The sequence below is a fragment of the Lysinibacillus sp. FJAT-14745 genome (genome assembly GCF_001275675.1).
Taxonomy (GTDB): Bacteria; Bacillota; Bacilli; order Bacillales_A; family Planococcaceae; genus Lysinibacillus.
Genome location: NZ_LITM01000016.1, coordinates 1 through 23,266 on the forward strand (window position 1 = coordinate 1; position 23,266 = coordinate 23,266).

Annotated in this window: 23 protein-coding genes, 15 tRNA genes and 1 rRNA gene; 29 read left to right on the top strand and 10 right to left on the bottom strand. The window is 37.6% G+C overall.

Annotated elements, in window-relative coordinates; all coding sequences use genetic code 11:
* The first annotated feature begins 143 nt into the window (after window positions 1-143).
* From rrf to AMS59_RS21325, 16 genes are all read left to right on the top strand, one after another.
* Window positions 144-259 (top strand): 5S ribosomal RNA (gene rrf / locus AMS59_RS21250).
* Between the two features lie 16 nt (window positions 260-275).
* A tRNA-Asn gene (locus AMS59_RS21255) sits at window positions 276-352 on the top strand.
* 5 nt (window positions 353-357) lie between these two features.
* Window positions 358-449 (top strand) — tRNA-Ser (locus tag AMS59_RS21260).
* Between the two features lie 30 nt (window positions 450-479).
* Window positions 480-554 (top strand) — tRNA-Glu (locus AMS59_RS21265).
* Between the two features lie 14 nt (window positions 555-568).
* A tRNA-Val gene (locus tag AMS59_RS21270) sits at window positions 569-644 on the top strand.
* 25 nt (window positions 645-669) lie between these two features.
* Window positions 670-744, top strand: a tRNA-Met gene (locus AMS59_RS21275).
* An 80-nt stretch (window positions 745-824) separates the two neighbouring features.
* Window positions 825-900, top strand: a tRNA-Phe gene (locus AMS59_RS21280).
* Between the two features lie 8 nt (window positions 901-908).
* A tRNA-Thr gene (locus AMS59_RS21285) sits at window positions 909-984 on the top strand.
* Between the two features lie 10 nt (window positions 985-994).
* Window positions 995-1,078: transfer RNA gene (locus AMS59_RS21290), tRNA-Tyr, on the top strand.
* Between the two features lie 13 nt (window positions 1,079-1,091).
* Window positions 1,092-1,165 (top strand) — tRNA-Trp (locus AMS59_RS21295).
* Window positions 1,166-1,177: 12 nt separating this feature from the next.
* A tRNA-His gene (locus AMS59_RS21300) sits at window positions 1,178-1,253 on the top strand.
* Window positions 1,254-1,288: 35 nt separating this feature from the next.
* Window positions 1,289-1,364, top strand: a tRNA-His gene (locus AMS59_RS21305).
* 4 nt (window positions 1,365-1,368) lie between these two features.
* Window positions 1,369-1,443 (top strand) — tRNA-Gln (locus AMS59_RS21310).
* 5 nt (window positions 1,444-1,448) lie between these two features.
* Window positions 1,449-1,523 (top strand) — tRNA-Gly (locus AMS59_RS21315).
* An 8-nt stretch (window positions 1,524-1,531) separates the two neighbouring features.
* Window positions 1,532-1,605, top strand: a tRNA-Cys gene (locus AMS59_RS21320).
* A 47-nt stretch (window positions 1,606-1,652) separates the two neighbouring features.
* Window positions 1,653-1,733, top strand: a tRNA-Leu gene (locus AMS59_RS21325).
* A 540-nt stretch (window positions 1,734-2,273) separates the two neighbouring features.
* Here AMS59_RS21325 and AMS59_RS21330 read toward each other — a convergent pair.
* Complete coding sequence (locus tag AMS59_RS21330) at window positions 2,274-3,161, bottom strand: LysR family transcriptional regulator (RefSeq protein WP_053485714.1); 888 nt, start codon at window positions 3,159-3,161, stop codon at window positions 2,274-2,276.
* 115 nt (window positions 3,162-3,276) lie between these two features.
* On the opposite strand from AMS59_RS21330, the gene AMS59_RS21335 reads away from it, so the two are divergent.
* The gene (locus tag AMS59_RS21335) at window positions 3,277-4,674 is read left to right on the top strand and encodes an MFS transporter (RefSeq protein ID WP_053485715.1); all 1,398 of its coding nucleotides are present in this window, start codon (window positions 3,277-3,279) and stop codon (window positions 4,672-4,674) included.
* 886 nt (window positions 4,675-5,560) lie between these two features.
* On the opposite strand, the gene AMS59_RS21340 is transcribed toward AMS59_RS21335, so the two are convergent.
* A complete protein-coding gene (locus AMS59_RS21340; protein WP_053485716.1) occupies window positions 5,561-5,848 on the bottom strand; it encodes a hypothetical protein in 288 nt (95 codons plus the stop codon).
* 126 nt (window positions 5,849-5,974) lie between these two features.
* Window positions 5,975-7,789, bottom strand: a complete 1,815-nt coding sequence (locus AMS59_RS21345; protein ID WP_053485717.1) for a prenyltransferase/squalene oxidase repeat-containing protein — start codon at window positions 7,787-7,789, stop codon at window positions 5,975-5,977.
* Window positions 7,790-8,372: 583 nt separating this feature from the next.
* Between AMS59_RS21345 and thpR the strand changes: the two genes are divergently transcribed.
* The 4 genes from thpR to AMS59_RS21365 all read left to right on the top strand — a co-directional run bounded on the left by thpR (window position 8,373) and on the right by AMS59_RS21365 (window position 11,349).
* Window positions 8,373-8,933, top strand: a complete 561-nt coding sequence (gene thpR, locus AMS59_RS21350) for an RNA 2',3'-cyclic phosphodiesterase (protein WP_053485718.1) — start codon at window positions 8,373-8,375, stop codon at window positions 8,931-8,933.
* 206 nt (window positions 8,934-9,139) lie between these two features.
* Window positions 9,140-10,174: an ABC transporter permease gene (locus AMS59_RS21355; RefSeq protein WP_053485719.1), complete on the top strand. Its 1,035-nt coding sequence runs from the start codon at window positions 9,140-9,142 to the stop codon at window positions 10,172-10,174.
* A 1-nt stretch (window position 10,175) separates the two neighbouring features.
* Window positions 10,176-10,862, top strand: a complete 687-nt coding sequence (locus AMS59_RS21360) for an ABC transporter ATP-binding protein (protein ID WP_053485720.1) — start codon at window positions 10,176-10,178, stop codon at window positions 10,860-10,862.
* A 202-nt stretch (window positions 10,863-11,064) separates the two neighbouring features.
* A complete protein-coding gene (locus tag AMS59_RS21365; RefSeq protein ID WP_053485721.1) occupies window positions 11,065-11,349 on the top strand; it encodes a hypothetical protein in 285 nt (94 codons plus the stop codon).
* Between the two features lie 357 nt (window positions 11,350-11,706).
* Here the strand turns inward: AMS59_RS21365 and AMS59_RS24540 are convergent, their stop codons facing one another.
* Genes AMS59_RS24540 through AMS59_RS21375 form a run of 3 tightly spaced genes read right to left on the bottom strand, consistent with a single transcriptional unit; the run spans window position 11,707 to window position 13,146 of the window.
* Window positions 11,707-11,832 carry an SDR family NAD(P)-dependent oxidoreductase gene (locus AMS59_RS24540; protein ID WP_199777813.1) on the bottom strand — a complete coding sequence of 42 codons (126 nt, stop codon included), beginning with the start codon at window positions 11,830-11,832 and terminating at the stop codon, window positions 11,707-11,709.
* Window positions 11,833-11,856: 24 nt separating this feature from the next.
* A complete protein-coding gene (locus AMS59_RS21370; RefSeq protein WP_053485722.1) occupies window positions 11,857-12,552 on the bottom strand; it encodes an SGNH/GDSL hydrolase family protein in 696 nt (231 codons plus the stop codon).
* A complete protein-coding gene (locus AMS59_RS21375; protein ID WP_053485723.1) occupies window positions 12,553-13,146 on the bottom strand; it encodes a TetR/AcrR family transcriptional regulator in 594 nt (197 codons plus the stop codon).
* A 458-nt stretch (window positions 13,147-13,604) separates the two neighbouring features.
* Here AMS59_RS21375 and AMS59_RS21380 point away from each other — a divergent pair, with 458 nt between their 5' ends.
* Window positions 13,605-13,955 carry a VOC family protein gene (locus tag AMS59_RS21380; protein ID WP_053485724.1) on the top strand — a complete coding sequence of 117 codons (351 nt, stop codon included), beginning with the start codon at window positions 13,605-13,607 and terminating at the stop codon, window positions 13,953-13,955.
* A 109-nt stretch (window positions 13,956-14,064) separates the two neighbouring features.
* On the opposite strand, the gene AMS59_RS21385 is transcribed toward AMS59_RS21380, so the two are convergent.
* Window positions 14,065-14,808, bottom strand: coding sequence for an arylamine N-acetyltransferase (locus AMS59_RS21385; protein WP_053485725.1), 744 nt, complete (start codon window positions 14,806-14,808; stop codon window positions 14,065-14,067).
* Between the two features lie 195 nt (window positions 14,809-15,003).
* Here AMS59_RS21385 and nagB point away from each other — a divergent pair, with 195 nt between their 5' ends.
* Window positions 15,004-15,717, top strand: coding sequence for a glucosamine-6-phosphate deaminase (gene nagB, locus AMS59_RS21390; RefSeq protein WP_053485850.1), 714 nt, complete (start codon window positions 15,004-15,006; stop codon window positions 15,715-15,717).
* 537 nt (window positions 15,718-16,254) lie between these two features.
* Here nagB and AMS59_RS25595 read toward each other — a convergent pair.
* Complete coding sequence (locus AMS59_RS25595) at window positions 16,255-16,512, bottom strand: hypothetical protein (RefSeq protein ID WP_234007875.1); 258 nt, start codon at window positions 16,510-16,512, stop codon at window positions 16,255-16,257.
* Between the two features lie 61 nt (window positions 16,513-16,573).
* Between AMS59_RS25595 and AMS59_RS21400 the strand changes: the two genes are divergently transcribed.
* Window positions 16,574-17,476 (top strand): LD-carboxypeptidase, encoded by a 903-nt coding sequence (locus AMS59_RS21400; RefSeq protein ID WP_053485727.1) that lies wholly within the window; start codon window positions 16,574-16,576, stop codon window positions 17,474-17,476.
* A 50-nt stretch (window positions 17,477-17,526) separates the two neighbouring features.
* Window positions 17,527-17,928: a cytidine deaminase gene (locus AMS59_RS21405; RefSeq protein WP_053485728.1), complete on the top strand. Its 402-nt coding sequence runs from the start codon at window positions 17,527-17,529 to the stop codon at window positions 17,926-17,928.
* A 96-nt stretch (window positions 17,929-18,024) separates the two neighbouring features.
* Here AMS59_RS21405 and AMS59_RS21410 read toward each other — a convergent pair whose 3' ends face one another.
* Window positions 18,025-19,611 (bottom strand): catalase, encoded by a 1,587-nt coding sequence (locus AMS59_RS21410; protein ID WP_053485729.1) that lies wholly within the window; start codon window positions 19,609-19,611, stop codon window positions 18,025-18,027.
* A 228-nt stretch (window positions 19,612-19,839) separates the two neighbouring features.
* On the opposite strand from AMS59_RS21410, the gene AMS59_RS21415 reads away from it, so the two are divergent.
* The 4 genes from AMS59_RS21415 (at window position 19,840) to AMS59_RS21425 (ending at window position 22,521) form a co-directional block, all read left to right on the top strand.
* Window positions 19,840-20,340, top strand: coding sequence for a hypothetical protein (locus AMS59_RS21415; RefSeq protein ID WP_053485730.1), 501 nt, complete (start codon window positions 19,840-19,842; stop codon window positions 20,338-20,340).
* A 188-nt stretch (window positions 20,341-20,528) separates the two neighbouring features.
* Complete coding sequence (locus AMS59_RS25990) at window positions 20,529-20,696, top strand: hypothetical protein (RefSeq protein WP_199777815.1); 168 nt, start codon at window positions 20,529-20,531, stop codon at window positions 20,694-20,696.
* A gap of 374 nt (window positions 20,697-21,070) precedes the next feature.
* Complete coding sequence (locus tag AMS59_RS21420; RefSeq protein ID WP_053485731.1) at window positions 21,071-22,078, top strand: medium chain dehydrogenase/reductase family protein; 1,008 nt, start codon at window positions 21,071-21,073, stop codon at window positions 22,076-22,078.
* 17 nt (window positions 22,079-22,095) lie between these two features.
* Complete coding sequence (locus AMS59_RS21425) at window positions 22,096-22,521, top strand: MerR family transcriptional regulator (protein WP_053485732.1); 426 nt, start codon at window positions 22,096-22,098, stop codon at window positions 22,519-22,521.
* Between the two features lie 224 nt (window positions 22,522-22,745).
* Here the strand turns inward: AMS59_RS21425 and AMS59_RS21430 are convergent, their stop codons facing one another.
* The gene (locus AMS59_RS21430) at window positions 22,746-23,255 is read right to left on the bottom strand and encodes a hypothetical protein (RefSeq protein ID WP_053485733.1); all 510 of its coding nucleotides are present in this window, start codon (window positions 23,253-23,255) and stop codon (window positions 22,746-22,748) included.
* Between the last annotated feature and the right edge of the window lie 11 nt (window positions 23,256-23,266).

The following is a 23,266-nucleotide window of genomic DNA, read 5'->3' on the forward strand; positions in this document are numbered from 1 at the left end:
ATACTAATCGATCGAGGACTTAACCAAAAAAGTTTGAAACATTCAATGCACCGTTTATCCAGTTTTGAAAGAACAAAAACTATTAATAAGATACTTGCATTTATAATGAAATATGTTATAATAAGTATTGTCTTTCAAAATAGTCTAGTGATGATGGCAAAGAGGTCACACCCGTTCCCATACCGAACACGGAAGTTAAGCTCTTTAGCGCCGATGGTAGTTGGGGGCTTCCCCCTGTGAGAGTAGGACGTCGCTAGGCTATATGATAAAATCATTCCGAAGTAGCTCAGTTGGTAGTAGCACCTGACTGTTAATCAGGTTGTCGCAGGTTCGAGTCCTGCCTTCGGAGCCATTCTTGGAGAGTTGTCCGAGTGGCCGAAGGAGCACGATTGGAAATCGTGTAGGCGGTTAACACTGTCTCAAGGGTTCAAATCCCTTACTCTCCGCCAGCACTTTAAGGATTCACCATTCCAAAGGAAGGCCCCTTGGTCAAGTGGTTAAGACACCGCCCTTTCACGGCGGTAACACGGGTTCGAATCCCGTAGGGGTCACCATTTAATACCCAGATGGAGGATTAGCTCAGCTGGGAGAGCATCTGCCTTACAAGCAGAGGGTCGGCGGTTCGAGCCCGTCATCCTCCACCATTATTTAAATAAATCACCTTATTATCGCGGGGTGGAGCAGTGGTAGCTCGTCGGGCTCATAACCCGAAGGTCGTTGGTTCAAATCCGGCCCCCGCAACCAAAATGGTCCCGTGGTGTAGCGGTTAACATGCCTGCCTGTCACGCAGGAGATCGCCGGTTCGATCCCGGNTTAAAAAATATGGGTCAGTAGCTCAGTTGGTAGAGCATTAGATTGAAGCTCTAAGTGTCGGCGGTTCGATTCCGTCCTGACCCACCATATTTTTTGCCGGTGTAGCTCAGTTGGTAGAGCAACTGACTTGTAATCAGTAGGTCGTGGGTTCGACTCCTATCGCCGGCACCATGGCTTTTCCGGAGGGGTAGCGAAGTGGCTAAACGCGGCGGACTGTAAATCCGCTCCTTAGGGTTCGGCGGTTCGAATCCGTCCCCCTCCACCAGTTTTTATTTAATAGGGGCATAGTTCAACGGTAGAATAGAGGTCTCCAAAACCTTTGGTGTGGGTTCGATTCCTACTGCCCCTGCCAATTAATTTTATGGCGATTGTGGCGAAGTGGTTAACGCACCGGATTGTGGTTCCGGCATTCGTGGGTTCGATTCCCATCAGTCGCCCCATTTTCTTTAAAATTAACAAATACAATATAATAATGGCGATTGTGGCGAAGTGGTTAACGCACCGGATTGTGGTTCCGGCATTCGTGGGTTCGATTCCCATCAGTCGCCCCATTGTTGGGGTATAGCCAAGCGGTAAGGCAACGGATTTTGATTCCGTCATGCCTAGGTTCGAATCCTAGTACCCCAGCCATTTTTGCGGAAGTAGTTCAGTGGTAGAACACCACCTTGCCAAGGTGGGGGTCGCGAGTTCGAACCTCGTCTTCCGCTCCAATTATTATGGCGGCATAGCCAAGTGGTAAGGCACAGGTCTGCAACACCTTTATCACCGGTTCAAATCCGGTTGCCGCCTCCATAATTTATTACTTAATCGGTTTATCCGATTTTTTTTATCTCCATTGTGCCGGTGTGGCGGAATTGGCAGACGCGCACGACTCAAAATCGTGTTCCTTTGGAGTGTCGGTTCGACCCCGACCACCGGTATCGTTAAGTTATTTTACGTTACGATAAGAAATTTTGATTAGCTCACAAACCCTGATATGATGGGATTTGTGAGCTTTTTTCTTTTAAAGAGAATTTGATAGAAAACGATAAGATTTTAAATCATTTTACACCTTTTTTACACATGATTTTACACAATCATCTGCTCAAAAATATTCGTACTCAATTGCTCATCTTCAATCCATAATCCTTTTAGAACATGAGTATATACTTTTAATTTACAAACTTCAAACACATATTTAGAGAGGCAGAGAAGGAATCTATTTTGATCAATGTTTTTTTTAAATGAATTCTATTTATTTGCTGTAAACTAAGGATTTGAGCAACATTATTAATCAAACTTTATTTCAAAACTACACCACCTTACTTATCCTATCTTAAATAATGTAAGATTTTTCAAGACATAAAAAACTTCTAACGAATAAACATGCTATACACGTTATTCGTTAGAAGTTATAATACTCCATTTAATAGTAGGATGTTCAATAACCCAATTGAATCAGTATGAGCCATGCCGTAAGATTAATTGGACTTGTTCGATATTGTCTCAAAATAGTCCAGAACGACCTCGCGGAATTCCAAAGAAGCTTGCGTCATGTATCGACTTTTATGCCATAATAAAGCGATATCACGTACAAGTTCGTGATTCTCAACTTGCAAATATTTAATCTTTTCCCATGACATCTTTGCTGTGCCTGGTATGAAGGCAAGTCCAATTTCAGCTTCTACAAGATTGATCAGCCGTGTAGGTTCATCGCCCTCATACACATATTTAAGGTCAAATCCAGCCGATTTACATACAGAGTCAATTAAATCGCGAGTGCCGTAGCCTCTCTTCATACCGACAAAGCATTCATCCTTTAGTTCTGTCAAAGTTACGCTACTTCGGTCTGCTAGCCGATGCCCTATAGGAACAGCTACAAGAATGGGATCAATGAAGACAACTTGACATTCGATGTCGTCCCCTTGGATAGGAGGGGACGACAAGCAAAAATCGACTTCGCCTCGATGTAAAAGCGTGACCATTTCCAAGGTGGTCAGCATTTGTACATGAAATTGGATATTAGGCCGTTTTTTATGAAATTCTCGCAGAATCTGGGGCAATGTGCTTGCGGTGGTTACCGCCAGCTTGAGTGTGCCAAATTCTGCGCTGGACAAATCGCTAATCTCCTGCTTCCCTTGTTCCAATTCAAACAAAGCCCTTTCCGCGCGACGAAGGAATTTGTTGCCAAACTCATTCAATCGCAGTTTCCTCCCTGTTCGATCAAATAAAGGTACCCCTAAATCTTCTTCCAGGCGTTGAATCGTTTTACTTAGCGATGATTGCGTAACGTGGAGACTTCGTGCAGCTTCGGTTACATGCTCTAATCGAGCTACCGCTAGAAAATATTGTAGTTGAAGAAGTTCCATTTTTTTTCTCCAATCATTCCTTTTAATCAATGATATCATAACTTGAAATGCGTTGGAATGAATGTAGGATTTCAAGTAAGATATCAATGTAACAAATATAAGGGAGGATAAAAAAATGAATTCTCGTAGCAGGTGGTTAATGATATCCGTTGGACTAGGAATATTATTAAATCCTTTAAATTCATCGATGATTTCTGTTGCTATTGCCAGGTTGCAACATGTGTATAGCATTGATTTTACCTCTGTTTCCTGGATTGTATTTTCTTTTTATATTGCTAGTGCTATCGCCCAACCTGTAATGGGGAAGGCTAGTGATTTATTCGGTCGGAGGAAGATATTTCTGGCTGGTCTTGTTGTATCCTTGGTTTCTTCTATTCTGGCTCCATTTTCTCCGAATTTTGGATGGCTTATCGTATCCCGAATCGTGCAATCAATCGGAACTAGTATGCTGATTGCAGTTGGAACAGCAATTGTACGTATTCATATTACAGAAAAGCAAGCAGATGCGTTGGCAGGATTATCGATTTTCCTATCCGGTGCGGCAGCTATAGGACCTTTTGCAGGAGGAGTACTTATTCAATGGTGGGACTGGCCTGCGATCTTCATCGTCAATATTCCGTTTGTAGTGGCGAGCTTTCTTTTAGCTTGGAAAATGATTCCTAACGACGGGCCGGTAACATCGGTTTCACGAGACATGTCGCTTCGAAAATTACTGGGTGTGATTGATGTGCCAGGAATTCTGCTCTTTGCGGTGGGATTGATTGCCCTTCTAGTTGGTTTGCTGTCAGCGAAATCATCCGGACATTTCTCTATGTGGAATATCGTTGTTGGGATAATCGGCCTCGTTGTGTTGGGGATATTCGTACGACATGAGTTAAAAACGGTGTCGCCCTTTATTCCTTTGCACACCTTCGCCAAATATCCGGCGATGACTTGGATCAATATACAATACATGCTCGTTAACTTGCTTTATTATGCACTCTTTTTCGGGATTCCATCATACCTGCAAATGGTGCGTCATGTCAGCGAATTCCAGACAGGTATTCTTATGTTAACCTTGGGCTTGAGCTCGATCGTAGCTTCGCCAATAGCCGGAAAATGGGTCGGTAAATCGGGGCCCAGACCTGCATTGATCGTATCCTCATTACTGATGGTAGTGGGTTCAGTATGTATCGTGACATGGACGCAAAGTTCACCAGTCATCAGTGTGTGCCTTGCGTTAGCTGCATTCGGTTTTAGCAACGGGCTAAACGCTGTTGGTATGCAGGCGGCTTTGTTTAAAAGCTCTCCAAAAGAAATTGCTGGTATAGCATCTGGCCTATTTAATACATCGAGATACTTGGGAACAATTTTATCTTCACTGTTGACAGGCATCATTATGGGAGGTGAGTTCAACTTTACAGGATTTCGGTTACTTGGAGTTTTACTAACGGTCATTGCATTGGTCTTAGTATTTATAAGTCTGCGGCTCAGATATTCGGAGCAATTGGACGAACTGAGTACAAGCAAGTAAAACAAAAAATAAAAATAGGAGTTAAGTGTTATGACAACTGTTAATATTTTGGGCAATATATGACTTGTTTAAAAATGATGAAAACGATGGTATTCAATGGGTATTGATACCATGTATATGTTTAGTTCTTGAAGCAACTAGTCGTTATTTTAAAAAATAAGAAAAGATTGTTTGAATATAAATAAAAAAGGCTAGGTTCTACTATGGTAGCACCTAGCCAATTACTTAAACCCACAGCACCAATGTGTTGCCACATACACTCCACGCATGTTGAGTGTAGACACAAGAGAAAACATTTATATTTTTCATCTGAAAAACCCAGCAAATCATTTTACACAATTTTTACACATTACAACCAGATATCCTTGATATATAAGGCTTTCGGAACCGTTCACTGTCCCGACCACCGGTATCGTTAGGTGTTTGAAGGCCCACAAACGTTGGTATATCAACGTTTGTGGGTTTTTTCTATTTTAAGGAATACGATAGAAAACGATAAGAATTGAATTTGTTTTACACATGAAAAAACCTTGATAACACTCTTTCTTTAGCTATAAGCAATGTAGTTTTTATACAAAAATGTTCTTAAAGCTTTTATAAGGAGTATTTATTTATATTTATTTATTATATGAAGCAAAAAGAACGCATACCTGAAATTTAGGTATGCGTAAAAATGATGTATATGTTTAACTAGATAGCATATTAGTGAGTATAGCCGCTGTCGACTTTGCTTTCTCTGTACGTAATTCCTGCGTAACGTGTGCATAATGTTTATGAGTTGTTTCAATATCTCTTTGTACAGCAACAAAATTTTGAGGTAAATACAAAAAGGATTATTTTCTGGAAAAAAGAATATTTTGATTAATAGTTTTAAAAGTGTTTCGGTTTACCATAAACCTCCCCTAACAATACCCCACATCCTTCTTCGATGAGCTCTGTTTAGAGGATCAACTCCACAATTCATAAGCCAGTGTGCTGCATTATCTCTCTGAGCTCTTGTTATAGGTACTCCACAGCATTCAGATAGACGATCAACAAGACTGTATGCACCTGCGGGACTTCTTAACTGATGATGGTTACATGATCTAAGAGCTCCACATACACGACGGAAACAATGAGGGTTTCTAATTCTTTGTCGGAAAACACCCATTAAATTAGGATCAATATTGGACATTGACAAAAACCTCCTTTCAAATAAAAATAAATTACAGAAATAAAGATAGGAACAATATAGTATATGAGATGAAAAAGGAGGGAGTTAGATAGATTAACTATTTTTTAAAAAAACTCCAATAATGAACTAATTGTATTTTTTTAAGTAATGGCTCAATGTAACCAAAGGCCATACGTATTGATAGCTGTGATAGTGGATATAAAAGTGTCCTGGTAAACCTGCACCTGTTGGATAAGTGATCCGACTAGTTTCTGTATTTTGCCATTCTAAAATTCTTATAATTCCTTCTGTGATTTCTTTTGTAGGAAACTCAGAGATAGAAATTAATGCATCAACCGCCCAACAAGTTTGCACTAGTGTAGAATAGGGCAAAGGAATATATTCTCTATGAAAATCACTCTGGCATGATTCACCCCAGCCTCCGTCAGATTGTCTTATATTTAACAACCAATCTGTTGCTTTCTGAATCGTTTGATGATCAGATGAAACCCCAACTGCCTTTAAGCCTGTGACAGCGGCCCATGTACCATAAATGTAAGATATCCCCCAACGTCCGTACCATGAACCATCATTAGTTTGATTCTTTATTAGCCATTTTACACTGTTCATTACACGAGGATGCTGCATAGTCAAATTTAAATGATTCCCTAGAAATTCCAATGTCCTGCCGGTAATGTCAGCAGCAGAAGGATCTATAGCAGTGTCTTCAAAACTCTGTATGGGGAAAAGCCATTTAATGTATGAAGGACTATTTTTTTTAAATGCTCCCCAGCCTCCGTCATTGTTTTGCATGGTTAATAACCAATCAACTCCAGAATTCCAGGCCATACGAAATTCAGAATGACTACCTGTAAAATTAGATAGTGCCCTTAATGCCGCTTGTGTATCATCAACATCAGGATTAATGGAGTTGCTTTCTGAAAAACCCCATCCTTTATTAGAGTGTTTGTGTTGTAATTCCATTAAGAAGTTCGAGGCTAATTGGATAGTTGGATCCTTAATGGTAAGACCCGATTCTTGTAAGGAATAAGAAATTAGCGCAGTGTCCCAAACAGTCGATGGAGAGTTTTGAATATGAAAAACATCTCCTTTTTCGTATAAAAAAGATCTAATACCACTAATAGCATTTTTAATAATAGGAGAAGATTTTTTATAACCTAGAGAAAGTAGTGCATAAATCATAAAAAATGTAGAACTTGAGTAACTATATAATGTCCCATCCTTTTCAATGGAATTATATATATGTTGTTCAGCTTTTAGCCTCGTAGATTCTTTATAAGTAGGCAATATCTTTTTAAATAAATTAAACCATCTTTTTTTCTTTTTAAGTGCTTTATATTTCTTTTGAGATAAAAATAAATGCTGTAAATCAGGCGTCCATTTATTAGTAACTACAAATTTATCGTGTCCTAATATTAAAATAGGAAGAAAGTGTGCTTGTACGTATGAGCTAAAATGAAAAAAATTAAATGATAGAAACTTTGGTATATTCATGATACTAAGGGGGATAGGAAATAGTCTTGGCCAAGGGTATAAGTTGGTAATAGCCAGTAAACACTTCGTTGAAATATGACTTTTTTCAAGTCCTCCATTTTCCACGATAAATTGTTCACTTAATTTCATCGACGGATCATCTTTATTCAAATGTCCAGAAAATAAAAGAGCTGTATATGCTTCAATTGTTGCAGATAAATTTCCTTTTTCATCATCGTAAAGCTTCCAAGCACCGTTATTTTGTTGTTGCTGAAGTAGACGTGCAACAAGTTTCTTTATAAGATTCTCATCATCATAATCTAGTACTCTTAACAGGATAATCATATTTGCATCGGTCATTGGTCCACTTTCAAAACAATATCTCCATGAACCATCATTATATTGGTCTTGCTTCAGATTTTTAATAATTTGTTGTATTTTTTGGTTAATCTCATTTATTAGATTCATTTACGTTTTTACAACCTTTCCTTTTGTATTTGTAAAAATGAAATGCAATTAAGATATTTTATGATGAGAGTAATAAAGATAAATAGACAAGTGCGGAGAATTGGGGAGGAGGAGAGTTGGAATTACATAAATTACCCAAAATTATATATTTAATAAAATTAGCTCATATAAACTAATAATCTATCTTATCCATAACAGGGATGGCATTTCAGTTGAAATGAGTGACGCTTTAAATATTAAACATATAACCTTAATTACGTATGTAGACAACCAAGAAAATAGATATTTCTAACGCTAACGAATGGGTAAATGTTAGGTTAAGTGGTGGAGAAGGTTTTGAAGGATAATCCGAAGTTTAAAAGCCTTGTTAGGTTGCTTAATTCTTTCATTGTTTGGAATTTTACATTCGTTTGGATTTTCCCTTATTCTGAAATAGATAAATAATCATAAGGCCCACTCAGCTAAAAAGCAAAGTGCGTTATTTTCTTCGCCGCTTTAGCGTGAGTAGTAATGATTAAATTATAGTAGGAAAAGACATAATTCCTGATAAGTAGCATTTTCGAAGAATAGAGAGGGTATGATTATGAACAGACATTTTTTTATTGCAGTTCCACTTCCTTCAGACATTAAAGCAGCTCTTAAAATTAGATGTGAAAAAATGAAGACAGATCTTCATTTTAAACGATGGGTTCATCAGGAAGATTATCACATCACATTGGCTTTTTTAGGTCATGCGGATGAAGAGCAATTACAGGTTGTAGTGGATGAAACGAGGAAAAATCTGATGAATGTTTCTCCATTCGAATTAACAATTCAAGGGTTCAAGACTTTTGGAAGAAAAGAATATCCAAGGATTTTATGGGTTAATCTACTCGAATCTCAGCAATTAAATTTTTTGAGAGAAATAGTATATCGTGATTGTATGAAGGCTGGATTTGAATTAGATAAGAAGCCTTTTACACCACATATAACTGTTGCGAGAAAATGGGATGAAGCATTCGGACAATTTCCGTTCGAGGCATTGATGGAAGAAAATTTTCAGCTTCCAAAATTTCTAGTAAATGAAGTAATTTTATACGAATCAAAATTAGAGGAAACGCCGAAATATCATACAAAGGCTGTTATTCGTTTAGATGGCCAATAGATCTGTCAAAAAACATTTTTGGATGGTGGACATGGTGAAGCCTACTACTATCATAATAAGTAATATTACAATCAGCGCGTAAACCTAAAAAAGAAAAGGTTTACGGGCTTTTTTGTTAAAAACATTTCATTTTTAATAATTAGTTCATCTTCCGTTCATTTAAGGATCTTATGATAAGGATGTAAAAAGGAATGGAGGAGTCAACTATGAATCTTGCGTGGAAAGAAATTAAGAAGAATAAAGTAAGATTTTTAATATTAGGTTCGATTGTTTTTCTAGTTAGTTTTTTAACTTTTATTATTTCTGGTTTGGCGAATGGATTGTCACAAGATAATGCCGCTCTAATTAAGGATTTACCACAAGGTCAATTTTATATGAATAAGGATGCAGATCAAACTTATAATCTGTCAAAAATAGATAGCAGTACACAAAACGAAATATTGAGCAAAGAAAAAGATGCAGTAGCTTTTTCATTACAAATGGGTTTTTTAAATGATAAGGACAATAAGCAGCAAAGCGTTGCCTTTGTTACATCTACCGAGTCAAATTTATTTGAAAATGTGAAACATAATGAAGTCGTATTAGACAGCTCAATGAAAGATAAAGGAATTAAAGTAGGAGATACATTAACGAATAATCAATTTAGTGGCAAGTTTGTAGTAAAAGGATTTGTCGACCAAAAGAAATATAGTCATGCACCTGTTGCCTATATTAATGAACAGGATTATAAAGAAATTTACCGTGTTGATGAAATGCAGATGATTTTCGTACCAGACGGAGATTCTTCAAAAGAATTTGCTGGATTAGAATCATTTTCGAATAAAGCGTTTCTTAATACAATTCCAAGTTATAATGCAGAACAAATGTCTTTAAATATGATTGTTTGGTTTTTAGTAGTCATTAGTGGGATGCTGTTTGCTATCTTCTTCTATATGATGAACGTTCAAAAAATTGGCTTATACGGAATTTTAAAAGCTATTGGTTTGAAAACAAGTAAGTTATTCCAATTGATATGGACACAGATGGCCATCATTACAGTTATTTCACTTATTTTGTCTGTAACCTTTAGCCAAGCATTTAATATGGTTGCGCCACAAGGGATGCCTTTCTCTTTAACAATTGCGACAACGACGCAATTATCGATAGTATTCCTAATTATTGGATTTATTGGTGCTACAATTTCAGGACTACAAATTAGAAAGATTGAACCATTACAAGCGATACAGCAAGGAGAGGCTTAATATGACTTTATTTACAATTGATGAGGTTAGAAAAACGTTTACTAATGGCGAAGTAAAAGAAGAAATATTAAAAGGAATAAACCTTTCTCTAAAAGAAGGAGAAATCATAGCATTGGTAGGTGCATCTGGCTCTGGTAAAAGTACGCTTCTAACAATAGCTGCAGGACTTCAGCCTGCATCAGATGGGCAAGTTATATTTGAAGATAACAATTTAACTTCAATGAGCTCTGAAGAAGTTCGAAAAGTACGAGCAAGTAAATTTGGATTTGTCTTTCAGTTTGCACACCTTGTACCTTTTCTTACAGTTGAGGAACAATTACTGCTAATGCTAGATGTTTCTGAATCCAAGTTAAAGAAGTCTGAACAAAAAAATGAAGTTGATCGAATACTAAAATTAGTAGGGATGGACCATCGGAAAAATTCTTATCCTTCTTCATTGTCAGGTGGGGAGAAGCAACGTGTTGCCATTGCCCGGGCAATTATTCATAAACCGAAAGTTCTGTTCGCGGATGAACCAACGGCAAGTTTAGATTCAAAAAGATCAAAAGAGGTTATGTTATTAATTAGAGATTTGACTAAAACCTTAAACATTACTACTTTAATGGTGACACATGATGAAGAGATGCTTGCTTATACAGATCGTATTATTAAAATGAGCGATGGTGTCATTTTGCAAGATGCCCTTTAGATTAAACCATAAAAAACCACAACCACATTTATTGATGGTCGTGGTTTTTTTTGATTAAACAGGCTCATCACCATAATGTTAAGCCGATGTTCCGTTCCGTCTGGGCGTAATTTATAGATATTTTTAATAAGCCTAGTGTTATGTTACCAAATCACTAAACTAATGAAGCATATTATAGAAGGAAAGAGGGAGGTGATTAGAAATGACGTTTGTCATTGCTTTATTGATTGTATTAGTTGGTTTAATAGCGGCATTCCAATTAACCGAAGGAAGGTCAGAGAAAGGGAAATACATCGTTTGGGGTATCATTACAATGATAGCGTTTGCACCATTCTTATCTTTTGTAATTGGCGTAATGTATGGAATGATGGTTAGAAATAGTTGGGCAACATCGATTATGATGTTTTTATCTCCTCTAATTTTTGTTATAGGGTTAATTATATTACTTTTAGGTATTTATAAAAATGATGAAGGAAAGCATAAATAACTAGCTATTTGTCTCTGAAAAGGGGTTATTCCGTTCAGTGTTTTAGTTATCTTAAATATAAAGGTAAAAAGCCGCAAGACTCCTACAAATTGTTTTTGAGATGAAGTGTAAATGAAAATGTAGCGAAGGGGACATATGCCTTCGTATCCAACATCCTATTTTTGGCCCTGATGCGGCTCATGCCTTGCCGGCGGAAAAGCATAGCGGTTTTTTACCATCTGAAAGAAAGCTTTTACGTTATTTATTTATGTTAATCGAGCCTTTCGACTTACTTTACAGACCCATTCTCATTAAAGCCCTGTGCAACGAAGGGAAGATCGTAAAGATCACAGCCATTGTTTTACGCATTGGCATAGGTCAGATAATAGGCTTATTTTTGTGTACATCTGCAATAATAACAAATACATACCGACGTACTAACTCTTTGCAGATAGCCTTCCCTATACCTGATACACCACCAGTAACAATCGCAACCTTTCTCATATTCATCTCCTCTCGTATGACTGCCTAATGGACATTGGCTTCCTGCAATTGAAGCTGTTCAATGACAGCTGTGTATTCCCCGACGACAAGTTCTGCTCCTTTACTATTTAAATGAACACCATCTAAAGTTAAATGTAGTCCTCTCTTTTTGGATAATCGGTCAATTCGCAAAGGGTTTTTATAAAACAGTACATCTTTCATTACTCGCATAACATTGGTGTTCATATAATCTGAACTATTAACTTGTTCCAAGTGATGCGCAAACACCTCTTGCATATTTAAAAAGCTAACATTTGTATACTTAGAAGAAATGGACTGAATAATGGAGGAGAGCTCTATTAATTCCATATTTGAAGTGTTTTTTATGGCCTCTCCTACTAAAGCTGGTGTTACTAAAACGACATGTTTAGAGGATGCTAAAATCATTTCTAAACAATTTACATAGTAATCTTTAAATTCTTGATGATCTTTTGTAACTGGCTGAGCCTGCACTTTCAAAAGTTTAGCATAGACATCATTGACACCAATCCAAAGAAAGCTGAGGTCATAATAAGTAGTTAGCTTCGATTTCTCCAAACGAGTTTGTAAGCTTTTTACTGTCTCACCTGGTTTTCCAAAATTATCAAATTCGATATGTTGATGTTTTGTTGTTAGTAGTTTAAAAAATGAAACACCTGGTCGACCTTCTGTTAAGCTGTCTCCGATACATGCAATTTTCATTTATTTCCCACCTTTTAGTTCTCTTAAAAAAATGGTAACTGCCTGATTAAAGAGTGGCTCTAGTGCTTTAAGCTCCTGAGTATTTGTCAGTTGACATAAACCACCTAGCCATGTGCCTAGTAGAACTGTCCACTCATCAATATTTCCATTAACAAATTCTCCTCGATCAATGCCTTCTTGAAGAATCGCGCGATAAGCATCCATCGGTACAATCGCTAAATTGTATAATTGTTGCACTGATTCAGGGCTTGATTTTGGATTAGAAGCTAACTCTTGCCCTGAGCTTAATAAAGGTGTTTGGTAATGATAGAGAACATGTATGGCCATACCATATAGTTTCTCTGTTGCCGTGGAGTAGGTGCATTCTTTGTATAGCCATTTGTTGTGCCAATCTTGCATTGTTTGTTGTGCTAGAAGTACAAAAAGCTTTTCTTTGTTTTCAAAATGGTAATAAATATGTCCCTTGCTGTAGCCTGAAGCGGTTGAAATATCTCCAACTGATGTTTGATTATAGCCTTTTTGAGAAAACAAACTAACCGCATGTTCCATAATTTCAACTTTTGCTTTCTCGCTATCATAACGTCTTTTGTTCAATGATTTACTCCTCTTTAACATTTGAACGGTCGTTCTAATTTTATTATACAATATTTTACTATTTAATGAATGGTTTAATACCTAAGTCATTATGTTTTCACAATTGTGTAATACGATCTCTCAGATGAAATTTTGGGATGATATTTGTTAATCCTGATGGAATGTATATTAGTTGATTGGAGTGGAAGCTGGTCGACTACTTGGGGATTAGCAATAGAGGAACGAATTCTAAAACCATCACGTCCAATGATAACACCTTCGTGATCAACCTCCTGTTGCTGTCGCTACGCTTTCGCATAAAAAACATCTGTTGGCCCAAGTGGCTCATCGGACGCTCCAGAAAAGCGCCCAGTCGGAACAGAAAACAACCTCATGTTATGATGATGAAACTAATGGAGGAAATATCCATAAAGTTGTTGAACTATAAATTATGCTTCAGAAATCAGGAGGGGAATTATATGGGGAGAGTAATAGGGTTTGAAATGAATAGTCAGGATCCTGAAAAAGCAGCTGAGTTTTATGCCAAGGTTTTTGGGTGGAAGGTAGCTGCACCTAATTGGGAATATAGGGCTGTAACAACCGGGGATGATAAAAAACCAGGGATTAACGGCGGTATTGGTAAGGGGCCACATGACTATCCTTTTGGAACACGTATTCAAATTGAAGTGAAATCTATCGATGAAGCCATTTCTAAAGCTAAACAGAATGGTGCCATCATTGTTCGTGACAAAATGGAGTTTGCTGAGTTTTATCTTGCCTATATGGTAGATCCAACTGGGCTTGGCTTCGGCTTAATTCAAAACAAATAATCTATTAATAAGTCTCTGCAAACGATTGCGGAGGCTTTTTTATGAGTATGTCGTATAGCACAGGAAAAGCAAGTCTCCTATTAATGAGGAGGCTTGCTTTTTGTAGTATCTAATCTAATGAAATATGAAAAAAACGATGAAGTGCTTGTCGCCATTCCTTTTCGTTATGAGTTGTATAGGTCGTTAGGGATTGTCCCTCGTATATTCGGAATTCATTGTTAAGCATTGTATGTCGTCCGCGAGGAGTACGAATCATAGCGATTTTATCTTGTTGTTTAGAAAGTCTTGGTGCAAACTTTGCATCGTTAGCGTCATCAAAAAAACTATAAAGTAAGCGCCAATTATGTGTTGTTTGTTCGTACAGCATCCAGCCGTTCGCTTCATCACGTTCAATTTTATAAAGTTCATTACCTTCACGGTGTTGATGCCCAGCTATTAGTGGAACTGGCTTACAAGGAGCTAGTGCACCTACGCCTACATCTGAAATATATGATTGGCCAGCGAAATTGACAAGCAATAGCTGATGCATAGGTACATCCTCAACAGGAGTATCCGCTTCAATGTTGCGCCAAAACTGTGCATAGCGGTTGGTTACAGAAAAGCCAAGTTCGCGAAGTAGCCAACTAAATAAAATATTTAGTTCAAAGCAATTACCTCCGCGATGTTGAATAATGATTTTTTGAAAAAGGTCAGGGATAGCGAAGGAGATGCCATGTTTCAAGGCAACATCTAAGTTCTCATAAGGAATGGTATGTAGATGTCTTGTTTGGAGCTGACCAAGTAGCTTAATAGATGGCTCTAAAGATCCTTGAAATTGAATAAGCTTTAAATATTGCTGTATTTGTGAATTCATAAAATCGCCTCACTTCCTTACTAAATAACATAACCGAAATGGCTTGAGAATACACGTGAATAATAGAAAGAAAATAATAGAAAAATAGGTAAATAACTTGTAAAATGAAAATATTAGCTATTATAAAGAAAAATATTTCCTATTGTTTTAGTTAATAATAATGATTGTAAGGTAGGTATACGAATGACAAGCGAAATGAAATGGATAGAAGTAAATTCATACGATGAAATGAGCGAAGTGGCAGCGGATATTTTCACTAAACAATTACAAGTAAAGCCAACAAGTATTTTAGGATTAGCAACTGGTGGTTCTCCTGTAGGAATGTACAAGGAAATAGTGAAGCGCCAACAAGCTGGAAATATATCTTTTAGCGACGCAATGTCCTTTAACCTAGACGAATATATAGGTCTCGATCAATCAAGTCCGGCAAGCTATTGGACATTTATGCATGAGAACTTATTCAATCATGTAGATATTAAGGAAGAAAATATACAATTACCAAATGGTAAGGCAGAGAATTTAGATGCTGAGTGTGTGGCTTATGATGCTAGAATTAAGGAAGCGGGAGGAATTGATTTACAGCTTCTAGGCATTGGCGTTAACGGACATATTGGTTTTAACGAACCAGGCACATCTTTCGAATCAATGACTAATATTGTAGAGTTAACTGAATCTACACGCACAGAAAATGCAATTTATTTTGATAACTCTAAAGACGTACCGACTCATGCTATTACAATGGGCATTCAATCTATTATGAAAGCCAAGGAAATCGTGCTAATTGCATTTGGTGAAAAAAAACTAGAGGCTATTGAAAAATTAAAAAGTGGTATCATCACTGAAGATTTCCCAGCAAGCCAATTATTAAATCATCCAAATGTAACGATTATTTACGGCGGAACAAAATAGGAAATAAGCGTAGACTTTATTTGATTTGAAGTCTGCGCTTATTTTTTTGAATTCGAAAGAAGAGCCAAGATGAAGGATAAAAATTAGAGCGACGGAAATGAGGACGGAAGCGATGGAAGGAATGGTCCAATCGACGGGAATGAGGACGGAAGCGACGGGAATGAGGACGGAAGCGACGGAAAGAATGGTCCGAGCGACGGAAAAAAGAGCCGAGGCGACGGATAGAATTTAGAGCGACGGAAGGAATAATCCAAGCGACGGAAATGAGGACGGAAGCGACGGAAAGAATGGTTCAAGCGACGGAAAAAAGAGCCAGGGAGACGGATAGAATTCAAAGCGACGGAAGGAATGATCCAAGCGACGGAAATGAGGACGGAAGCGACGGAAGGAATGGTCCAAGTGACGGAAAAAAGAGCCAGGGCGACGGATAGAATTTAGAGCGACGGAAGATATGGTCCAAGCGACGGAAATGAGGACGGAAGCGACGGAAAGAATGGTTCAAGCGACGGAAAAAAGAGCCAGGGCGACGGATAGAATTCAGAGCGACGGAAGGAATGGTCCGAGCGACGGAAATGAATACGGAAGCGACGGAAAGAATGGTCCAAGCGACGGAAAAAAGAGCCAAGGCGACGGATAGAATTTAGAGCGACAGAAGATATGGTCCAAGCGACGGAAATGAGGACGGAAGCGACGGAAGGAATGGTCCAAGCGACGGATAGAACCCCCAAAGCGACGGATAGAACGAAAAAAAGAGGAGCATTCACCTGGAAATGTCATAGACATTAGCTTTGCCATTAATCAATGCTACAATAGTATCTATATGCTAGAATAAGAAAAACTTATAGGAGGGGTTAGGGTGAAAAGTACCGTACCACATTTACAAAAGGGAGATACAGTTGGTCTTGTGGCTTTATCCAGTCCAGCACAGCCCGAAAAGCTAGGAGATGCTATAGCCTTTCTTGACGATTTAGGGCTTAACTATATAATTGGGGATACTATTCAGGCAAAGCATGATTATTTAGCAGGTAGTGATGAGGAGCGTCTGGCTGATTTTCATGAGATGGTGAGAAATCCAGAGGTGAAGGCAATTTTTTGTGTTAAGGGGGGCTATGGCTCTGCACGCATTGCGGAAAAGATTGACTACGGACTGCTTGAGGAAAATCCGAAAATCTTCTGGGGCTTCTCGGATCTTACATATTTACATTGCGCGATTAACGAATATGCTAATTTAGTGACGTTTCATGGACCGCTACTGATGTCTGTAGGAAGAATTGATGATTTATCAAAGAGAATGTTTTTACAGCTATTTTCACCGATGGAATTACAGTATACGGAGGATATTTCCCCATTAACAACGATTGCACCTGGTGTAGCTCGTGGTGAGATTATTGGTGGCAATTTACGTCGCCTTGTTAACACATTAGGTACAAAATTTGAAGTTTGCACGGAAGGTCGCATTTTATTGATTGAGGAGCTTGGAGAAACTATTCCAAAAATCGATGAGATGCTGCAGCAATTAAAGCAGGCAAGAAAGCTTGAGCAATTAGCAGGTGTTATTATCGGCTCCTTTACGCAAACGGAAGCGGATGAAGCGGCACTATTTGCTTTAATGAAGGACTATTTTGCAGATTTAGGCGTTCCGGTTGTAGCAGGCTTTAAAATTGGCCATGATTCAACGAATATAGCTATTCCATTAGGCGTAGATGCTATTTTAGATGCACAGGAAAAGGTACTAAGGATTTTGCCTGGTGTGCATTAACAAGAAGCATTTTATGTTATGTTAAATTGATTAAAAACAGGGGGAAGAAGATGGATATTGAGCGAAAATTATATCAGTCGGTGGTAGAATTGATCGAAAAAAGATACCCTTCTGGTTGGGGTGGTGCGGCAGCAATGTATACTGAAGATGGTCAGATTTTAACGAGCGTAGCACCAGACGTTATTAATGCTTCTACTGAATTGTGCATGGAAACTGGTGCAATACTTGAAGCGCATAAACTTAATACGAAGGTTACTCATAGTATTTGTATTGCCAGAGAAAACGAAAATTCAGTATTTACTGTGCTAACTCCTTGTGGTGTATGTCAAGAAAGGCTTTTTTACTGGGGTGAAAATGTTAAAGCGGCTATCACTAATCCGAATGGTGAATTGATATTTAAAACACTGAAAGAAATACAACCATATCATTGGTATAAAGCATACGAAAAATAATTAAAAAGTTTTTTTCTATTGTAATGAAGAATAACTTCTGCTGCTAAAAAAAAGACATTACATATTTGTTGTGAAAATATGTAATGTCTTTTTGCTTTAATAAGGCTCTGCGTCATGCCCTTTATCTACAGCCTTTTTAGGGGCTTCATCACCAGCAATATTGCCAAGTGGCTTTGATGAAGAAGAATCATTCTGAGCTTTTTGTAATCCTTCTTTTAACAAACGACCGTATTCTTCATCTGCTTCCTCTGCTAATGCAATCATCGCTTCTTGAATGGCTTTATGACAAACTGCTAAATCACGAATTAAATTTTCAAGCAGCTCATCTCGCTCCCATTGCTCAAAATTGCGATATGTATCGCCAGCTTGCTTCGTATTACTTTGACGATCAATGGATTCCCGAACGAGATTGCCTTCTACGAGTGGTGTATATTCTTTACCCGTTTGAGTAGCTTCTTTTAAACCATTTAACATCGAAGGCTCATAGTTTATATGAGGATTCTGCCCAGGAGCTAAATCACGCTTATACATCATTTGACCACCGTTTTGATTGGTTGCCACTCGTTTTTTAGGAGCATTGATAGGGAGCTGTAAATAGTTTGCACCTACACGATGACGCTGTGTATCAGAATAAGAGAAGGTACGACCTTGTAGCATTTTATCGTCCGAGAAATCCAATCCGTCCACAAGCACACCTGTACCGAAAGTAGCCTGTTCGACCTCAGCAAAATAATCTTCTGGATTTTTATTTAACACCATTTTACCAACTGGATACCACGGGAATTGATCATTAGGCCAAAGCTTCGTATCATCTAATGGATCAAAATCAAGCTCTGGATGTGGACCATCCTCCATAATTTGGACGTTAAGCTCCCATTCAGGATAATCCTCATTTTTAATCGCATCATATAAATCTTGTGTGGCATGATTGAAATTTTTCTTTTGGATTTCTTCTGCTTCTTTTTGTGTTAAGTTTTTAATGCCCTGTAAAGGTTCCCAATGATATTTAACAAGGACCGCTTTGCCTTCATTATTGACCCATTTATACGTATTAACGCCAGAGCCTTGCATCATTCGATAATTAGCAGGAATACCCCATGGTGAATAAACGAATGTCACCATATGGAAGGATTCAGGAGAGCTTGCACAGAAATCAAAAAAGCGTTCAACGTCCTGAATATTTGTAATCGGATCGGGCTTAAAGGCGTGAATCATATCAGGGAATTTCATAGCATCACGGATAAAGAAGATCTTTAAATTATTGCCGACTAAATCCCAGTTACCATCCTCAGTATAGAATTTTACAGCAAAGCCTCGAGGATCACGTAATGTCTCTGGTGAATGACCACCATGTATAACTGTTGAGAAGCGTACAAAAACAGGCGTCTGCTTCCCCTTATCCTGAAATACTTTTGCCCTTGTATACTTAGAAATAGGATCATCCCCGACAACACTGTATGTCTCAAAGTAGCCATGTGCCCCTGCACCTCGCGCATGAACAACACGCTCAGGAACTCTTTCGCGGTCAAAGTGGCTTATTTTTTCTATAAAATCATAGTTTTCAAGGGTTGCAGGTCCTCGATTACTGACAGTTCGTATATTTTGATTGTTAGTAATAGGGTGTCCCTGTCGATTTGTCAAAGTCATGTCATGCTCGTTTGTTGGATCATGTTGGTTTGTCATTGTTTAACCCCTTTCTTTGGATATATTATGTCCATGTTAGGGGAGAACTAGTCATAAAAAGATATCTTGCCCTTCCAACAGAATGCAGCTAAACGAGAAGGGGCGTTTGTAATCTTTTTATTAGATTAGTATTTTATAATCAAGGTGAATTGGTATATATTTAAAGATAATCATTATTTAAACAGTAAATAAGAACATCAATTTTTAAAAAGGAGGGAGAGAATTTTCATGAAGAAATTGATAGGAATAGTAATTTCGATTATGTTTCTGATAATTTTTATAGGGTTCTTTTGGATAAAAACTCTTGTGAGTAGCGATCCATTGGAAATTGTCTATTCATATGAAGATCGTTGGGGAATCTCAATGCCTTTACCAAACAAAGTAACGGAATTATGGACCGAGCCTTTTGCAGCAAGAGGGGACGGTACATGGGTAAAATGCCTCGACTTTACAAATCAAAATACTTCATTTACTCAATATATGATTAAAGTAACGGAAACAAATCAGAAAGAAGCGAGACAATACGTATCGAAATTTATTTCAAATAGCATTAATTCTTATTCAGAAGATTATAAAGTAAAGATTCAGAACGTATTTCAAGATATTAATATAAATGTGGATATAGGGGATTATTATTATTACAATTCTAAAAACAGAGGGGAAGATTATTTCATTTGCTTGTATAAAGTAAATGAGCAAGTTGTGTACACATTTGAATGGCATCAATAAACAAAATATACTTTGACTAGTTCCCGCAAATGAAAGAATAGTAGCTATTAAAAGAATAAAAATTGATAGATGAGATCAAAGGCTCTTGAAACAATTTTAAACTAAATGAAGGTTGCTCCCTTTTTAAAGATTTTTTTATGTGCTTATTACCAAGATAGTTTCGGAAGACTTAAAAAAGGAGATAGAAAATGCTACATAATGGATTAAAATATGTTGGGTTTTTAATCATGTTAATTTTCGGCGGAGTCTTTTTGCTAAGATGGTTTCTTCATGATGAATTATTATTGGATCAATTAATTGCCTTTGCAATAGGGTTTATTTTCTACGTTACTTCTTTATTCGTTAAAGCAAAATGATGCACTTGTTTTAAACTAAAAAGCTCTCCTACACACAAGGTGTAAGAGAGTTTTTGGATGGCGTTTTCAAATAATAGTCAAGTAGTTTGAGTATGGCCATTGCTTATAGTTGGTTATTAGTCATTGGTCATACAGTAACAGGTAACTTGTCATAGGTTTCGTTGAAGTTAGCTCCAAAAAGCTAGTTTTGAAAACAGCACATCCAATTCGATATGAAGTCTCATCGACTCCATAAATCTATTGTATACAGTTTCAGGGAAATCGTCTATGTAATAGAACTTTAAACCATGACTAATGCAAAATAGATCCCTTGACTTAGAGCTTACTCTAACAAATATAATACAAACATCTTTATTGAGAGGAGATGTTTTGATTTGAATACACGGGTAATTGTAACTCGATACGGAGGACCTCAGGTAATTGATGTGATAGAGGAGCCCCTACGAAAACCTGAAAGGGGAGAAATTCGAGTTAAGGTCCAAGCAGCAGGGGTTGCACTTGCGGATATTATGAGAAGAGAGGGTAAATATCCGCTATCTCCTATACCTCCCTTTACTCCAGGATACGATGCTATTGGGATTGTTGACGAGTTGGGAGAAGGCGTGCAAAAATATTTGATAGGGGATAAGGTAGCCGTCTTTTTTAACGGAACGGGTGGCTATGCATCTTATGTGTACGCGATGGACGATGAGGTTGTCGGGATTCCTTCTCATATCGATTCCGTAACGGCGGTTGCTGTGATCTTAAATTATGTGACAGCCTATCAAATGCTTCACAGGATTGCAAAGGTAGCTGAGGGAGAACGTATCCTGATTCACGGGGCAGGTGGAGGGGTTGGTACTGCATTGCTTGAGCTTGGAAAGTTAGCGAAATTAGACATGTATGGCACGGCTTCTTTGACTAAACATTCAATTGTATCCCAATACGGCGCCATGCCGATTGACTATCGAAACGAAGATTTTGTAGATACTCTTCGTATCCAGGCTCCTGAAGGTATGAATGTTGTATTTGATCCAATAGGAGGCCGGAATTATGTGCGTTCGATGAAAACCTTAAGCAAGAATGGCCGTTTCATAGGTTACGGCTATACGTCTATTCTTCAGCAAGAAAATTCAGAAGAATGGACTAAAGAATGGGAAAGTCTGGCTAAAAATCAAACTACAGAGAAAGGTAATCCTATCTATCTTTACTCTATAACCTCTTTAAAAAAAGAAAGATTAGATTGGTTTAAGGAAGATGTTTGCTCCCTTCTCACATTGTTAGAGGAAGGGAAAATCAATCCCTTAATCTCTTACAGACTTCCTTTAAGGGAAGCGGCACATGCACAAGAATTGCTTGAAAATTCATTATCGGTAGGAAAGGTTGTTCTTATATGTGAATGAAAGGGGACAAAAACTTAATGTACTCAATTGGTGAAGTATCGAAATTAACAGGTATTTCTACATATACACTTCGTTATTACGAAAAAATGGGTCTCTTACCTAATCCTTATCGTATGGATGGGAAACAAAACGGGATTCGGCAGTATAATGATCAGGATCTTCGCTTTATTCAATTTATTTATGGATTAAAGCAAACAGGAATGAAGCTAAAGGATATTGCTTTGTTTGTTGAAGATGGCTGTCTGTTAACACAAAATAATCAAGAAATAGACGGTATCCAGGATGTTTTACACAAACGGATTGAACTATTAAATAAACATGTTAACCTACTAGAGCAACAATTGGAGCAATTGGAAAACGTGATGACTCTTGCAAATGAGAAAAGAAGTTTTTACTCAGTGATGCTAAATGAACAGACTTCCAAACCAGTAAAGACATTTTAACTTCTTCCGGCAGAAGTTAAAGCCTCCAGCGGATGTCACGGAATTATGCCGAGGCATAATTGATTTGACTTTGCAAGAGGTACCAATGGCTCAAATCCTAAAAAATAGAATATCAAAAAGCGCTTAGCTACTTTGAGCTGCATCCCAATTGTTAGACATAATTTAACAATTGGAGGTGCAGTTCAAAAAGGATGCTTTTTTTATTGCAGTATTTTACGATCTGATTAGAAATATCGTGAATCATCGAAATTAATTTCAACACTATAATTCTTTGCATTGATGAGATTCGATAATTTATGTGCATCTTTTTCTAGTATAATAGCACGTTCACGGTACTCATCTGGCTCATACATAGTGATTTCATAAAGCATTGTATTTTCACCATAGCCCATGCGTACACTCTCTTTTTCATGCATACTAAACTGTTTGCAAAGCTCAGCATCTGCGCGGAGCTGTGTTGCGAGCTCAATGGCTTCAACTAATGCTAGTTTGTCACCTTTAAAGTCTACGGAGTTATTTATATTTGCTTCATATACTAAACGATCTAATGTACGAATATCGAGACGTACTTGAGCTAATTCAGCTTCAATTACTTTCATTGCGCGATTACTAGTTTTGGGTGCTTGTCCTTTTTCGACAGTTACAAAAGCGCTACGATGTAATTCACTAACGAGCTCCTGAACTTTTTTTGCTAAAATACTTTTTAGCTTAACGGCTTCTGCAAGATTAATCATGAAAACACGTC

Excerpts from the sequence above, each read along its gene's own strand:
- AMS59_RS21330 (WP_053485714.1), bottom strand. The coding sequence starts at position 3,161 with ATGGAACTTCTTCAACTACAATATTTTCTAGCGGTAGCTCGATTAGAG.
- AMS59_RS21335 (WP_053485715.1), top strand. The coding sequence starts at position 3,277 with ATGAATTCTCGTAGCAGGTGGTTAATGATATCCGTTGGACTAGGAATA.
- AMS59_RS21340 (WP_053485716.1), bottom strand. The coding sequence starts at position 5,848 with ATGTCCAATATTGATCCTAATTTAATGGGTGTTTTCCGACAAAGAATT.
- AMS59_RS21345 (WP_053485717.1), bottom strand. The coding sequence starts at position 7,789 with ATGAATCTAATAAATGAGATTAACCAAAAAATACAACAAATTATTAAA.
- thpR (WP_053485718.1), top strand. The coding sequence starts at position 8,373 with ATGAACAGACATTTTTTTATTGCAGTTCCACTTCCTTCAGACATTAAA.
- AMS59_RS21355 (WP_053485719.1), top strand. The coding sequence starts at position 9,140 with ATGAATCTTGCGTGGAAAGAAATTAAGAAGAATAAAGTAAGATTTTTA.
- AMS59_RS21360 (WP_053485720.1), top strand. The coding sequence starts at position 10,176 with ATGACTTTATTTACAATTGATGAGGTTAGAAAAACGTTTACTAATGGC.
- AMS59_RS21365 (WP_053485721.1), top strand. The coding sequence starts at position 11,065 with ATGACGTTTGTCATTGCTTTATTGATTGTATTAGTTGGTTTAATAGCG.
- AMS59_RS24540 (WP_199777813.1), bottom strand. The coding sequence starts at position 11,832 with ATGAGAAAGGTTGCGATTGTTACTGGTGGTGTATCAGGTATAGGGAAG.
- AMS59_RS21370 (WP_053485722.1), bottom strand. The coding sequence starts at position 12,552 with ATGAAAATTGCATGTATCGGAGACAGCTTAACAGAAGGTCGACCAGGT.
- AMS59_RS21380 (WP_053485724.1), top strand. The coding sequence starts at position 13,605 with ATGGGGAGAGTAATAGGGTTTGAAATGAATAGTCAGGATCCTGAAAAA.
- AMS59_RS21385 (WP_053485725.1), bottom strand. The coding sequence starts at position 14,808 with ATGAATTCACAAATACAGCAATATTTAAAGCTTATTCAATTTCAAGGA.
- nagB (WP_053485850.1), top strand. The coding sequence starts at position 15,004 with ATGAAATGGATAGAAGTAAATTCATACGATGAAATGAGCGAAGTGGCA.
- AMS59_RS25595 (WP_234007875.1), bottom strand. The coding sequence starts at position 16,512 with ATGGCAAAGCTAATGTCTATGACATTTCCAGGTGAATGCTCCTCTTTT.
- AMS59_RS21405 (WP_053485728.1), top strand. The coding sequence starts at position 17,527 with ATGGATATTGAGCGAAAATTATATCAGTCGGTGGTAGAATTGATCGAA.
- AMS59_RS21410 (WP_053485729.1), bottom strand. The coding sequence starts at position 19,611 with ATGACAAACCAACATGATCCAACAAACGAGCATGACATGACTTTGACA.
- AMS59_RS21415 (WP_053485730.1), top strand. The coding sequence starts at position 19,840 with ATGAAGAAATTGATAGGAATAGTAATTTCGATTATGTTTCTGATAATT.
- AMS59_RS25990 (WP_199777815.1), top strand. The coding sequence starts at position 20,529 with ATGCTACATAATGGATTAAAATATGTTGGGTTTTTAATCATGTTAATT.
- AMS59_RS21425 (WP_053485732.1), top strand. The coding sequence starts at position 22,096 with ATGTACTCAATTGGTGAAGTATCGAAATTAACAGGTATTTCTACATAT.
- AMS59_RS21430 (WP_053485733.1), bottom strand. The coding sequence starts at position 23,255 with ATGATTAATCTTGCAGAAGCCGTTAAGCTAAAAAGTATTTTAGCAAAA.